General features: G+C 38.8%; 15 protein-coding genes and 1 tRNA gene. 1 reads left to right on the forward strand and 15 read right to left on the reverse strand.

Annotated elements, in window-relative coordinates; translation table 11 throughout:
• Nucleotides 1–205: 205 nt before the first annotated feature.
• The 10 genes from ACRD7P_RS14800 to ACRD7P_RS14845 all read right to left on the reverse strand — a co-directional run bounded on the left by ACRD7P_RS14800 (nucleotide 206) and on the right by ACRD7P_RS14845 (nucleotide 8126).
• A complete protein-coding gene (locus ACRD7P_RS14800) occupies nucleotides 206–796 on the reverse strand; it encodes a hypothetical protein (protein WP_430908412.1) in 591 nt (196 codons plus the stop codon).
• A complete protein-coding gene (locus ACRD7P_RS14805) occupies nucleotides 789–2648 on the reverse strand; it encodes a hypothetical protein (RefSeq protein ID WP_430908413.1) in 1860 nt (619 codons plus the stop codon). The genes ACRD7P_RS14800 and ACRD7P_RS14805 overlap by 8 nt, the downstream gene beginning before the upstream one ends.
• 15 nt (nucleotides 2649–2663) lie before the next feature.
• Complete coding sequence (locus ACRD7P_RS14810) at nucleotides 2664–3965, reverse strand: T9SS type A sorting domain-containing protein (protein WP_430908414.1); 1302 nt, start codon at nucleotides 3963–3965, stop codon at nucleotides 2664–2666.
• 167 nt (nucleotides 3966–4132) lie between these two features.
• On the reverse strand, nucleotides 4133–4324 hold the full coding sequence (locus ACRD7P_RS14815; protein ID WP_430908415.1) for a hypothetical protein: 192 nt from the start codon (nucleotides 4322–4324) through the stop codon (nucleotides 4133–4135).
• A gap of 99 nt (nucleotides 4325–4423) precedes the next feature.
• A complete protein-coding gene (locus ACRD7P_RS14820) occupies nucleotides 4424–5356 on the reverse strand; it encodes a sporulation-delaying protein SdpB family protein (protein WP_430908416.1) in 933 nt (310 codons plus the stop codon).
• Nucleotides 5353–5901 (reverse strand): SdpA family antimicrobial peptide system protein, encoded by a 549-nt coding sequence (locus ACRD7P_RS14825; protein ID WP_430908417.1) that lies wholly within the window; start codon nucleotides 5899–5901, stop codon nucleotides 5353–5355. The genes ACRD7P_RS14820 and ACRD7P_RS14825 overlap by 4 nt, the downstream gene beginning before the upstream one ends.
• The gene (locus ACRD7P_RS14830; RefSeq protein WP_430908418.1) at nucleotides 5891–6727 is read right to left on the reverse strand and encodes a hypothetical protein; all 837 of its coding nucleotides are present in this window, start codon (nucleotides 6725–6727) and stop codon (nucleotides 5891–5893) included. Before ACRD7P_RS14830 ends, ACRD7P_RS14825 begins: the two co-directional genes overlap by 11 nt.
• Nucleotides 6708–7067: an SdpI family protein gene (locus ACRD7P_RS14835; RefSeq protein ID WP_430908444.1), complete on the reverse strand. Its 360-nt coding sequence runs from the start codon at nucleotides 7065–7067 to the stop codon at nucleotides 6708–6710. The genes ACRD7P_RS14830 and ACRD7P_RS14835 overlap by 20 nt, the downstream gene beginning before the upstream one ends.
• 86 nt (nucleotides 7068–7153) lie before the next feature.
• Nucleotides 7154–7831: a hypothetical protein gene (locus ACRD7P_RS14840; RefSeq protein ID WP_430908419.1), complete on the reverse strand. Its 678-nt coding sequence runs from the start codon at nucleotides 7829–7831 to the stop codon at nucleotides 7154–7156.
• Nucleotides 7832–7853: 22 nt separating this feature from the next.
• The gene (locus tag ACRD7P_RS14845) at nucleotides 7854–8126 is read right to left on the reverse strand and encodes a hypothetical protein (RefSeq protein WP_430908420.1); all 273 of its coding nucleotides are present in this window, start codon (nucleotides 8124–8126) and stop codon (nucleotides 7854–7856) included.
• Nucleotides 8127–8247: 121 nt separating this feature from the next.
• Here ACRD7P_RS14845 and ACRD7P_RS14850 point away from each other — a divergent pair, with 121 nt between their 5' ends.
• The gene (locus ACRD7P_RS14850) at nucleotides 8248–8679 is read left to right on the forward strand and encodes a helix-turn-helix domain-containing protein (protein WP_430908421.1); all 432 of its coding nucleotides are present in this window, start codon (nucleotides 8248–8250) and stop codon (nucleotides 8677–8679) included.
• Here the strand turns inward: ACRD7P_RS14850 and ACRD7P_RS14855 are convergent.
• From ACRD7P_RS14855 to ACRD7P_RS14875, 5 genes are all read right to left on the reverse strand, one after another.
• Nucleotides 8648–8845, reverse strand: coding sequence for a hypothetical protein (locus tag ACRD7P_RS14855; protein WP_430908422.1), 198 nt, complete (start codon nucleotides 8843–8845; stop codon nucleotides 8648–8650). The genes ACRD7P_RS14850 and ACRD7P_RS14855 overlap by 32 nt on opposite strands.
• A complete protein-coding gene (locus ACRD7P_RS14860; RefSeq protein WP_430908423.1) occupies nucleotides 8835–9341 on the reverse strand; it encodes a hypothetical protein in 507 nt (168 codons plus the stop codon). Before ACRD7P_RS14860 ends, ACRD7P_RS14855 begins: the two co-directional genes overlap by 11 nt.
• A gap of 983 nt (nucleotides 9342–10324) precedes the next feature.
• Nucleotides 10325–11038, reverse strand: coding sequence for a hypothetical protein (locus tag ACRD7P_RS14865; protein ID WP_430908424.1), 714 nt, complete (start codon nucleotides 11036–11038; stop codon nucleotides 10325–10327).
• 307 nt (nucleotides 11039–11345) lie between these two features.
• Entirely contained in the window at nucleotides 11346–12500 is a 1155-nt protein-coding gene (locus ACRD7P_RS14870; protein ID WP_430908425.1) for a DUF4062 domain-containing protein, read from the reverse strand.
• Between the two features lie 674 nt (nucleotides 12501–13174).
• Nucleotides 13175–13246 (reverse strand) — tRNA-Arg (locus tag ACRD7P_RS14875).
• Nucleotides 13247–13472: the final 226 nt, after the last annotated feature.

A 13472-nucleotide genomic window follows, 5' to 3' on the forward strand; every position in this document is an offset into this window, starting at 1 on the left:
CTATGACTACAATCTGGTCTTATCAGTCGAATGTTATGTTGTCATAAGCGGAGGCAGAAGCAAGAATTCCTGGGGGTAACTCGGTACCTCTGCAGTCAACTAAAGGCGCTCTAAAATTTACTTCTTTATTTCACCCCACACCAAAAAATACAGGCCTTTAACGGTTGACCTCATACAGACTCCATCCTTCATAATTCACATTTTCCTAGTTGTAATTTAATAGAATTGTATCCTTAATAAGGATGTCGCCTTCAGTGCCAACCTCGTAAATTATTAGTTTTGAAAATCCATTAAACCGCCCAACATATTTAACATGATAAATTAGAAACTGATTGTGTTGTATGTATACGGGGTTCGAAAATTTATGATATGTTGACATTAATTCGGGGTCATAAACCAAATCTGCTGAATCACTGAAATCGACAACGTTCCATTCACTAAAAAAGGGAATCCTTCTTATAACCTTTTTTAGAACATTTTCTGTCAACTTCTGGGTCAACGGACCGGATTCACGCAAGTCTTGCTTTAACTGCTCTTTCATCGCCTGGTTATGACTAATGGCATAAAGTTTTGCTTTTCTTTTTTTTAATGATTCCACAAACTTGATGCTATCCTCTTTGGTCATCATTCCTTTTTGTATCTTATCGGAAATAACGATTAATCTACGTTGGTCAATAATAGTATCCATTGAAATTAAAGTCTTAATAATTCCAACCTCATTTGAATAAAAATCTTGACAATATGAGGAACTTATTGTGCTTACAGAAAATAATATTAGGCCGATAAATCTATTCATCACATTTCTTTCCAATTTTTAGTACAGCAAATCCATCTATTTCGGTGGAAAAAATCAACTCATAAGCACCTCTTAACTCTTTCTCCATTGTTGCCCAAGCTACAGAGCTTTGTAACCCCATCCACATCAATGCCTCTGACTCAAATTCACTCATCCCATAACCTTTTGAATCGGAGTATTCCTTAACGATTTTAGCCATTTCATTTATTAAATCGGCCATTATATCATGTTGTAAATATCCCAAAGTCGTGGTGCCAACCTCTCCATTATTCTGTTTCATCGCAACAGCTTCAGACCAAGCATCAGCTAAAACTGAAAACTCCACGTCATCTGTTTCTATATTTATATCTCCTCGATTTAGCTGGTAAAACATCATCGCATGAACATTTTCATGAAGAGTAGTCGCAAAAACTCCTAAATCAGTCATAGAATCAAACAACTCACTATTAATAACAATTTTGATGCCAGTTATTTTGTCATTACTGTCTACTGTCGGAATAGTCCTTCCAGTACTTATTTTGTCTTTCTCATTTTCTAAAACTTCCCCAACGTAAACTACATCATATCCACTCATTGGACTACCAAAAGCTTCAGCCATAGCCTTGGATACCACATTGTCATTATCATTTACCACATCGACAATATCTGCAATACAAGGATCTGTAATTTGATTCAAGATACTAAACTCGAAAGTTTCCTCATTAATATGCTCTGCTATTACCCTTTCCCGTATCGCTTCCTGCTCTGTTCTTGCCGGGGTACAATAATCGGGGCCAAGGTATACGCCCCTATCATTTTTTGGTCTTCCGGCCTGGCAATCGTCAAAACGGTCCTCAATATAACCGGGGTAAAACACCAGTGCCTCTATACTAGGGGTCGGCGCCATTTCCTTTCCAAGACCGAAAAGGGTCTCGCTATGCCAATAGCTGGGAAGGTCCGATATGAAGGTCGGGGTGGCCATTGGTGCATTGCTCGGATAGTTATAGGTGAGAATGTAGTTGGTCATCAGGAATACCCGATCCCGTCGTGATAGGTTATCGTACTGGGACATGCGGGAACGTATGATACTTTCGTAGTAGCTTCCGTCGTGCACCATATTCCATATTCCATCGGCCCATGCACGTTCCTGTGCGGCATCAAACTCCAACTCGGCAAAATCCGTTTCGGCCTGCCCCAACAACTGATCGAACTGGTGCTGGGTGGCAATATCGCGTAAGCGGGTCCCTTGTACCGTTTTGGAACCGAACTTATCACAATCCGCCCCTTCCCAATCTTTACAAAACTCCCATAGGTCCTTCCATTCCTCCATATGGTACAGTTCGGTAGTAACTACCTCTTGATCGGTGTCCATCCGATCGGCAATCTGCCGGTGCTGATATGCTTCATCACTTGCCGTACGCTCAAAACCCAAGGTTTCGGATTCGAACTCCCTAAAAAAGGCTTCTTGGGCGGCCTTAAAGGTGGAATGGTGCGTGTCGAACATTTCGTTGATCTCGTTTCGGAAGGTCTCTTCTTGTTCATCTAGCCATCGTTGTTCCTCGCGATCTGCTATGGCTGCTAAAAGTCCCTCCAAATACAACAGTTCGCCTATATTATTAAAGTCGATATCATATTCGAACGGTGGATCCTCGGTTTTGTCCTCTTCGCCACCACCACCGGGGTTCGGGTCGTCGAGATCGGTGCAGTCGCCGATATTGATCTGCATGGGCGGGCGCCCGGCCAGTTTTAGGCTGTCCTCGGCCTTGAGCATGTTACAGGGCATGCCCTGCTCATGGTACTGTGCTTGGGCCGTTTCCGGCAGGGAAAGGCATAGCAGTGTTGTTATCGTTAAAATGGTATATAATGTTTTCATAAGGGTGTCGCTTGCTTATTTTTTGATGATGATACGGGAATGGGCGGTGCCGTTCACTTCCAGTTGTAACAGGTACAGGCCGCTGCGGAGTTCCGACAATCGGTCGAAGGAGACGGTACGGTCGCCCTTGGGTTGCTTTCGTTGCCGCTTTTGCAGCACGGTGCCGGGATTGCGATAGTCGGAAAGGGCAATGTGTACCTCGGCATCGGTATCCAAGGTATAGTGTACCAATAGGTCCGCCTCGAACGGGTTGGGGTATACCTTTATAAAATGGTCTTCCTGTTGGGCGAAAGCTTCTTTAATGGTATCGGATAGCCCTCCGGCCACCTTTTGCAACCGTAGGCGCATGGGCGGCCCAGGTTCCGACCAATTGTTGATATAGGTCTCCAAGTTCCCATCGAGTACGATTGCACCGTTTTCCGTATCGGTCCGGTATTTTAGGGAAGTCAGGCGATGGTCGAGGGTGACCTCATCGGTACGGTCGGTATAGCGTTTTTGTTGTGTCAAGGTCAGTTCGGGGAACACCAGTTCGTTCCCGTTGGGGAGCACGTCCCCCATGACCGTTCCTTCCAAGGTGGTGATCGTTGCCCGGTGGATACCGGTACCGGTGTCGGCGATTGCCAACCGGATCTCGTCGCTGCGCATGACGGTGCTGCCGGACCAGTCCAATTGTTCCCAATGTCCTTGCCAGGTTCCGGTGATGCCGTTGGTCAGGGGACCATCGGTATCGGTAAGGTCGGTCAGAGAGGTTTCAGTATTTACCTGCCCCGGATGTTCGCGGTCGTATTCCCATTGGGCAAGGAGTACGGCACTGTTACCGATGGGGTTGTCCTTTAGGAGCGCTATGGCCCGGTCCCTGTCCTGCGGTACGCCTAGCCCGTGGTAATGGCATTTTGCCGTCCAATGGACGGCCATGGGGTCGTCGCTTTGGTTGAACCAGTGCAGGGCCTTTTGGTAGTCCTGTTCGATGTTCCCCAAACCTTTTAGATAGAGGTACCCCAAACTATAGGCCGCCTTGGCGTTTCCTTTTTTATGGCTTTTTAGAAACCATTTTCGGGCCTTGTTCAGGTTGAGCGCGTGCCCGAGACCTTCCTTATATAGCATGCCAAGGTCGCAGGCCGCTACGGCGCTCCCCGCCTCGGCCCGTTCGCGTACCGCTTTGAACAGTGCCCTGTCCGCTTGGGCATCCCTATGGGGCCGTTGTAGCGCCTCCACCACTTTTGGGGCGAGCGTTTTGGTGTATTCGTCGCCGGCCGTTACCTTTTGTTGGGCCAGGGCGTAACTGCCGAACAGCAGTACTAGTATCAGTGTTCTCATATGTTGTGTATTAAATTATATCCATTTCGTAGTGCTACTAAAAACACAATCTGATTGAGGTGTAAATCTAAACGTTCGAAGATTAAATATGACGGTATAAACTGTCAATTTTTAAAGGGTAAACCTTCTTTTAGCAATAATTTTGGCAAGGAAAGTATGGAAGAAAGCTATAGGAACCCGGCTTTTCTGGCCGAATTTAATAGCGATAGTACGTTTTTGTCCTCCACCCCAAATTTTTCCCGTAACAACCGTTTTCTTTTTTCCACTTTGGATGCGGACCAGTGGAGGTGATTTGGAATGTCCTTGGAGGATACTCCCGTACTTAAAAGGTATAACAACTCTCTATCTTCCTGATCCAACAGATAAGGTTTGGAGAATTGTCTCCGTATTAGTTTGGCAAAAGTGCCATTTGAGCCATCCTAGTCTGTCTTTTAATCGACTTTTTCTTTTTCTAAATTTCATGTATTCATTGGCTCATTTTTAAAAATGATCGCCGCCGACTTTTCTAAATTTATGTTTTTATAAAAGGGTACGATATAAATAACCAAAGCTCCACACATTGTTATGAAGAAAGTAGGAAGCCCATGAATAAACCATATAAATAAATGGAATATAACTCCTAAAATAAGTAGCGGTCTTCTTTTCTCAAATTTCATAACCAACACCAAGGCCAATGTAAGCTCTACGATTAAAACACTGTAAGTTAAAGCAGATATAACGAAGTAATTCTCCAATACTGGAAAGACATATGGCCTAAAACTTTCGTTCAGACCAAAAATATTATCCTCAAACCAATAATATAAAACGGTACCATCAACCCATTCACTGACGGATAGTTTACCAATAAATGCTTGTAAGTAAAGAATGAAGATTTGAATTCTAATTACTATATAAAATGAATTTAGAACAAACCTACCGTGAGAATATGCCTTTTCAGAATAATTTACAATGGACCAATGCCATTTTCTGCTATCGGTAAGTCCTATAGGGATAAATAATAAGGTAAGAATAGCTATCAATTGATCCCCTCCTTCTATAGCCTTACAAGATAAAAGAAAACTTGACGAAATCCACCAGTGAGGAATTACTGTTAGTTTGGGATAAATACCGATAAGAACGAATACTAAAATTGTAATCGCTATAAATTTCGCGATAAGCAAATTCTCTTGTAGGAGCCAAAAGAGATTAATTTCCCTCAAGGTAGATTGGATTAATAGACCATTATTGGCTTCAATATTTTTTGGAAACAAAACACTGTTATCATTAAAAAGTAGGGTAAATAGGGTACTTAGGGCAAAAAGTGACCTAGCATACCCATAAACATTCGAATGGCTTTCTCTTTTACCCAATTGAGCAAAAGTAAGCTCAATGTACTCCACAAATGATTTCATTCGCAATCGAGATTTATCATCAAATATTTTTTAGGGTTTTTATATTTTTTATTCGACAGCCAAGCCCATGGTCTTGGTTTGTGCATCTCTAAAATGTATCGTCCGCACAACATTGGGTCTTTAAAAGAGCTGTTAAAGTTATAAATTGAGCTAATCTCTTTGGATGCTTCAAGGGCACCCTTTGACGAAAAATGCCAAATACTATCTTTAAGTAACGTACTTTTCAAAGAGCTTAGGACTTCACTTAAAAACTGTCTATTTTGTCTATTAAAACCATATTGGTTTTCCAGAGAGAAATTCGGTTTTGTTAATTGCTCAATTTGTCCGTTTTTTTTCATTCGGTATACTCCTAACCTTTCATAACGCGGATTTTTAGTGAAAAAACTCCACCCTTGGGGTGTAGCAAGGAATATCTCTTTTGACACGCTCTTTGACAAATGAACAGGTGAATATTCAAAATGTGAAATCAGAATCAAATAAAAAAATACTGACCATAAAACTATGGTCAGTACTGGTATGGATAATTTTTTTAGTTTATCCTTCATACAAAATATTGCTTATATCGTTTATAAGCATTTCTCTTTCCAATAATCTTGAAGACCTCTGTGTTGGACGATCTTCACTATCACCACCACCACTAAAACAATCATCTCCGACACCGATGTAGCATAAAACTACTACATTGACCCCTATAGCGGCATTTACGGCCGCAGCAGCATTAACAACCACGCCATAATTCCAAACAATTACGGTTAAGCAGACAACTGGGGCAACTCCCAAGGTCGTAGCCATTTCTTCGTCGGCAATCAATTCATCATCTTCAGCATCGGAAACTTCAGTCGATCTATCGACCAAAATGGAGTTAAATTTATCCTCGTCAAAATTTCCTGCTCCATCCAAAATATCCGCCTTATTAATGGCATCGAGCTTTTCCTTGGCCTTTAAAAAGTATCTGCCGTATTTTGGTGAATTTTGAAGTGTCGAGTAATAAACGTTTCCAAATTGAACAAGCCCTTTGGATATTTGAGAATTATCCCCACTTTTAATAGCCTTAATAAACGAGTTGAATTCTTCGTTTCTATACTTCTTGATATCTAAGTAGATGTCATCAATAAATGTTTCAATAAAATCCCTTTCCTCTTTAGACAGATTTGAAACAATATTCTCAACATACCGATGGTCAATGGAAGGAATACTCCGAGCCACATCTCCTATACCCATAAAAAGACCTTTAAAAATTGCTTTATCTTGGTCTATTGTTGAAGAAAATACGGGCAATTCTATTTCTTGGGTTTCCCTTTCGGAACATGAAGTTAACCATAGGAACACTGTAAGTAAAAGACATAAAAAACTAATTTTTTTCGTTGCCATTTTTATCAAATTTAAGATTTAACATTATCTCTATAATAGGAATTATCATAATTGATGTGATAGTCAAAAACCAAAGTGAATATCGGTAAGCCTTAAAGTCTTCCATTTTGGAATACAGAAAAAGCTCTATAATGATAAAAACCACGGCAATAAACAGAAAAAGTCTTTTCGCGAGGCCATTCGCATAATTCCACGTGCTATTATTCTTAAGAGACATAGGAGTCTTATAACCGAACGAACTCTTCTTAGCAGGAGTGAAAAAATAGCCTAAAATTGCAAATACAAGCACTAAAATGGAAACAATAATGCTTTTGTCAATATAATCCATAAGCTTTAACATTTTATAATTACCCTCTATAAAAGTAGTATTTAACTGTAAAATATTTAAGGGTGTTACTGCATAATTTTTACACTTTTTAAATTTTCTCAAATAAAACCAGCAACTTTCACTGCGCGAAGTAACGAAAGAAGGTTCTTCTCTTCAACGCCAAATTTTTCTCTTAAGATTCGTTTTCTTTTTTCAACTTTGGAAGAAGACCAAGGAAGATATTTTGGGATCTCTTTGGAAGACACTCCAATACTGAGTAGATACAATAATTCCCTGTCTTCATTATCCAATATAAAGGGCTTGGAGAATTGCTGTCGTATTAGTTTGGAAAAAGCTGCACTATAATAGGGAACACTTTCAAGTACATTTTGGATACATCGTACGAACTCTTCTTCATTCCATTCACTTTTTAGTGCAATAGCATCTGGGTCGATGGACTGGAACAAATTGTAAAGCAAATGGTTGTCGGTCAAAGCTGTTTGTACGATAATCTTGGTCTTGGACGCTACTTTTCTGAGTAGTTTTCCAACATCCTCCCCCGTGAAGATCTTCTTCTCGGGATATGAGGGTAAATTGATATCCAACAGAACGATATCGTAAACAAGGCTGGTTTTTACTTTGCTCATTATCTGCCTGTAGGCCGACTTGGTATCTTGCGCATAATCGATAACGAACTTGGGGAGTATGTTCTGCAGCGCGGCGTTTTCCAACAAATAGCCGTAACCCCTTGCGGTAAGTTCATGATCATCGATAATCAACATCCTTTTCGGTTCCATTAACTTGTTTTCGACTCCTATGTTAATAATGATCTTTTAACTTTCTTGTTGATTCCCTGGCCTTTTCGCAGAGGAACTGATGGATCAAACGATATTCCTTTCTTTGAATGACCCGATATGCTTGATAGGCCATAGAATTATCCAAAAGATTTTTCCAATCGAATCGCTCCGAAAAGTTGTGGTAGACCACGATATATTCCATAGGGGAACACATCTTTAACAGTCGTGAAGCGGATACCTCAAAGCTTTTAATGGCATTGTGGCTTCCATACAATATGTAAACCTCCTGTCCCAATTTATTTAATTTTTAGTAATTTAGTTCACAATTTGCGCATTAAAAGGTAATTTTTAATCATATTACCGCATTAAGCGTATTATTTATACTTTTTACACAAATATATTACAAAATACGTATTTTGAAAGAAAATATACCGATTAATGTAAAATTAGTCTTGAAGCGTATCAAGGAAGAACTTGGAATTTCCAAGGACTTGGAACTTTGTGAACGATTGGGCGTAAAACAGACTACATTTTCTTCTTGGCGTTCAAGGGAGACCATCGATTTTCGATTGGTATTGGAATTTGCCCATAGGGAATCGCTAAATCTTGAGTATGTGCTTTTCGGTACCCAGAAAAAAGATAACACCACCACGGAGGCATTTTTGTCCTTATTGGTCCAACTGGTAAGCGATAAGATGGAATCAAAATTTGAAAAACAGAATGAATTGCATGAAAAGTTGTTGTTCATGCTCGAAAAAGAAGATATAAGAAGGCAGCTTGAAGATGCAAGAAAACAAACGGACAGCAATTATATTGCTAAGAAAGGTTCAGCACAAGGTCGTGAATAATATCGGACAGCTCTTCGTTTTCCATTCTATCGACCACCTTTAAGTACTCCTCTTCTACGTGATCTAAAAAAGTAGTGTACTCCCGAGTGGTAATGATACCCTCTTGATGAAGTGTTTTTGCGGATTTTAGCAAAAGGGTCACTTTTTTAAATTTACTAACGTACATTCTCAATATTTTCTAATACTTCTTCTTTCATTGATTCAATTTCCGCCTGCAACGAACGTTTAAAAAAACGTTTCAAAAGTTCGAGAATTACAAATACCAATATTGCCGTACCAATGGCGTACAGACTGGTATAGGTAAAATCCTGTGAGTCAAAAGCCAGCGTATATGTTTGTAAGAGATAACAAAAAAGCGGTATCAGATACACATATCGGAAAGGTTTTAACAGCGATGCAAAAATTATGAATAACGGTGAGAGTGTTTGTGCCCATAACCATACAAAGGTTTCGAACGGCATTCCCGTCGAACTGAACTTTTCCGGTATTTCAAAAGTTAAACCTAGTAGATTAAAAATTTTATCGGAATAAAGCAATATACCAGAGGCAGCGACCAGTAAAGATGCAATAACTCTCGACGAAACATTTGTTCCGTCAAGAGTATGTTGTTCGTCAAGTCGGTCTCTTAACCGTCGTGTAGTCAACTGCTTCTTGATTTTCATACAATTCTGTATCCTCCGCCAATGAATCCGTGCAGGAAGCGATTACTAAAACACCCAACAGGGCAAATACCATGAGTACTAATTTTGGAACTTTCATAAAGAAATATTTTTAGGTTAATATTCCTATAAAGCTACCAAATCAGAAAATCACTTCATTAATTCGCACAAAACACTTATACATAAAGTGCTAACACAAGCATACGTATTATCTTACTTTTATAAAAGTAAACGAATTATCCCTTATTTTTTAAATTCTTCGACGTACTACATAGATTCTACTTTTTTATGAACGTTAAAGTTACCACCGGCATCGGTAAAGAAGTAAAAGTTGAACATCACAATTTTTACAGTTTAACATTACATTTCAGGGAATTCCCATTAATCGTATCAAGGCTTTTTCAGCCTTGATACTGCAAAAAACACCTTGTCTGCTTTGTCCCAAATCATACCATAACTTACCTTGTGCGCGCCCCTAGGTATTCGGCATGTCGGGTTTTTAAATATTTTGTGATGCGTTTAAGGTTGTAGCCCCACTTTACCGTGGCATAATGCTGCAACTGTTCTACGGTCAAGCGTTCGATAAGGGTATGTTTAAATGCGGAACTACGGCAATAGTCGAAAAGGGGCAGCCCAGCCTTTTTGTCCTTTATCTTGGGCAGTTTCTTCTAAAAAACGCTGCACCGGAACGGTATAGCCTCCCGTTTCATTTTTCCTTTTTTCCTTTTGCGACCGCGGGGAGCAAAGGCAAGATCGTCATGACAATGACACATCTTTAACGTTGTACCCTTTTTCAAATTGAACTCATTTGGGCTTTTTGGATCTTAGTGAAAATCAGTTATTTTTTGCTCGATCGAAGTCTTTTTTGAGCTGCATAGCTGGGCTATGGAAGAAAAAAAGACCGGGCCGAAAGAAAAAGCCAATGATTTGGCTTTTCATGAGGAGCCGGCCAGCGCGTCCAGTGAAAAAGAACGATTTATGGTAAACTATTTCAACTCAAAAAATTGGTACTCCCGATATTCTTCCCCTGGAAGCTCAGTGTTGTAAAATCGAACATAAAGCGGATAATACTTCAATAAACATTTTTTTAGATTTAAAACAGGATGAAACTCCAGTTTAATTTCCGCTGTGACGTACAGCTCAACTTCCCTCTTGGTGTTGTTGTCCCTCATCAGCACTTGAAAGCAGTTATAGCCACAGATTTCCTTTGTAAGATTTTTGTTCTCCGCCAACAACGAATATCGGTGGTCGTCTTGGTAGCGCGTCTCCGGTCCATCCGACACCTTAAAGCTAACGGTGGAAAACGTTTTTCTTTTATTCGTGCTTCTATCGATTCTATGAATGTTGGAAATACCATATGATACGGTGCTATCCGTCTTAAATTCGTCAGGGAAAGTATAATAGGTGTAATATTCCGGACTTATTTTGAAATGGGTACTTTTTTTACGGTCGAATACGGCTAAAGGGGGCGACTGCGGGAGCTTTTTTAAAATACTGTCGTGCAGGGTTGTTTTACGAGTTGTTTTAAGGTTATCGAACCATTCGGCAAAGCGTTTGCTTTGTACCCAATGTTCCTTGATTACAAAATGTTTATACAGTTTGGTGTATTCGATGTCGTTTTGGGCGATGCAATTAAAAGCGGAGCTTATCAGAATAATAAAAAACAGAACGGCCTTATCGGCATGTTTGAAATTTTTCATATAGTGCCTTGTTTTTAGCAAGTTTTTGGCTTCGGTTGTGAAATACTCCTTAACAATTACATTAAAGTGGGTCCCGATTGAAGAACTCCCAAGTTTTTTAGATTTACACATCGGCCTTCTGGATGAAACGTAGCGTGTAAAAGGAAACTAACTTTACGAACTTAAAACGAGTCGAATTTTTATATCTTGCTTTTAACTTATCGTTTTTAAAAGCCAAATTAAAAATTTGGCGGACTTATAAATAAGCACAAACTTTTAGGTTGAATATTTATTAGCTACGCTTTGAGGTTGTTACCCACAATTTTTATTATTTTAGGCTTTTTTCTAACTCGTTAGCTATTGAGAAACTTATTGTTAAATTATCTAATAGATTATCCAATTTAGTTTCAACATTAAATTTTGCTTTGTTTAATTCTTTAGACATGCTAGGCAAGTCTTTAACTGATTGCAAAAAGTCATTCATACCCTCTATTGAATTAGAAATTCCATCGATAAGACTTGTCAAAGATTCCTGAGTTTCATCAATTTCTTCTTTTTCAACTTTTAGGTCATTTCTAGAAATATTGATCACATTTGACATTGCGTCTATTCCCTTCTCAAAATGTTCATAAAATATTGGAATTTCAGGTTCTATTCGGACAGCGTAATTGTCCATTACCTTTGCCGTTCGTGAAAAATAAATTTTTAGTGTTTTTCTTCCCGGTTGATTTCCGTTTGCAGTCATTGCATTCAATTCAGCTGTTTTTTTATTCAGTTGTTCACCAATCCACCCTGTTGCGTCAGAAATTCTTGATAGGGATTCTCTTGATTCTCTAAAATTATCTTCTATCATTTCTTGATAGTCAATAAGCCCATATTTTTCACTTAAAATTTCAGCTTCTAGTACTTCCTGAGATTTTTCAACAGGAACCTTATTTTCATCCGTTTTTCTTAATTCTAAAACTCTTTGAGGGATGTGTATTCTTAAAAATTTATTTAATTGTTGTGTATCCTGATAATCCCAATATAGAATTTTCTTGTTTTTGCCAATATCAGATTTAAAATTCTGAATTTTTGACAATTGTTCGGGATTAATTTCACTTAATGACACTGGTTTGCTCTTAAAATAAAACAGTATTTGAAGTGAGTTAGGGTTTTCTAAAAATCTATTATAAGCATTTAAAAATTCTTCTTCTGTCCCGGATTCAGCTACATTGGTTGGTGTCCCAAACTTTTTCCATATGAGTCCGATAAACAAATCATAGTCATTTCCCAAATCAGACGTAATTATTTCCTGTGGATGATTTATTGCAACTGCGGGTCCAGAATGTGTTTCCCATTTTAATAATTCCAGATAGATGTCGTGTGGCTTTCCAAATGTGAGGTTCAATTCTTTTATTACTTCATCAATTGAAGCTCTTTCATCTTGAAGGTCACTTGGTGAGGCTAAAAAAACTTTATACTTTGTTATTGTTGATGGCATTTTTTCAAATTGTGGGTAACGTAGGAATATAGATAATTGATGATTTTACAACTTTTATTTGTGTAACTAATATAAGAGATTTTTGACCTAATTGAACGAAGTTTCCGATATTTAAACACATGTACCTGTTGTTTGAAAGAATTATACTCAAGTATTTCTAAAAATGGTTTTTGTGAGTGTTATTGGACTATTAAATAATCCCCGGGGCAAGCCCCGAGGCATTGTTAATAAGAATTAACGTTTTTAAACTTTATCGTTTACAGACGAGGCAAGCCTCGAGGTATTAACCCTATAGAGAATAAACCAAGGCTAGCCTGGTATCTTTAATACGCCTTAGCATTTGACAATGAATATCGTGCAGACCGTAAACAGCATCCTTTATTTAAACTTTAATAATTCATTGATCTTTGTTGGGTCATCAAAATTTCCCCAAAAATATTCAATCTCTATTGTATTATCCAAAACCCTATAACACATGGTAGTATTGTAAGCTTCCCCAAACTAGAACTGCTCAGTTTTATAATAAAGGAAACGGCAACTTAAACATGGAAGGTATGGACATTAACACTCCAACAGGACAGTTTAAAGGGATGTGATATGAAATTATAAAAAACTACAGTGTAGAAAACTATAAAAAACTTTTTCAAATGAATGAAAAGGTCCCTGACAAAAAGTAGCCTCGGCAAGAATCGAACTTGCATCTAAAGTTTAGGAAACTTCTATTCTATCCATTGAACTACGAGGCCAATATTATTCACTCTAAATCTCGAATTCGTTTTCACCTCCTAAATTAAACGTTTAGGACCCCGACGCTTCGGGGCTATGCTATCCATTGAACTACGAGGCCAATATTATTTACTCTAAATCCCGAATTCGTTTGCACCTCCTAAATCAAACGTTTAGGACCCCGACGCTTCGGGGCTATGCTATCCATTGAACTACGAGGCCAATATTATTTACTCTAAATCCCGA

It is taken from the genome of Maribacter sp. 2-571 (assembly GCF_050589625.1).
Lineage (GTDB): Bacteria > Bacteroidota > Bacteroidia > Flavobacteriales > Flavobacteriaceae > Pelagihabitans.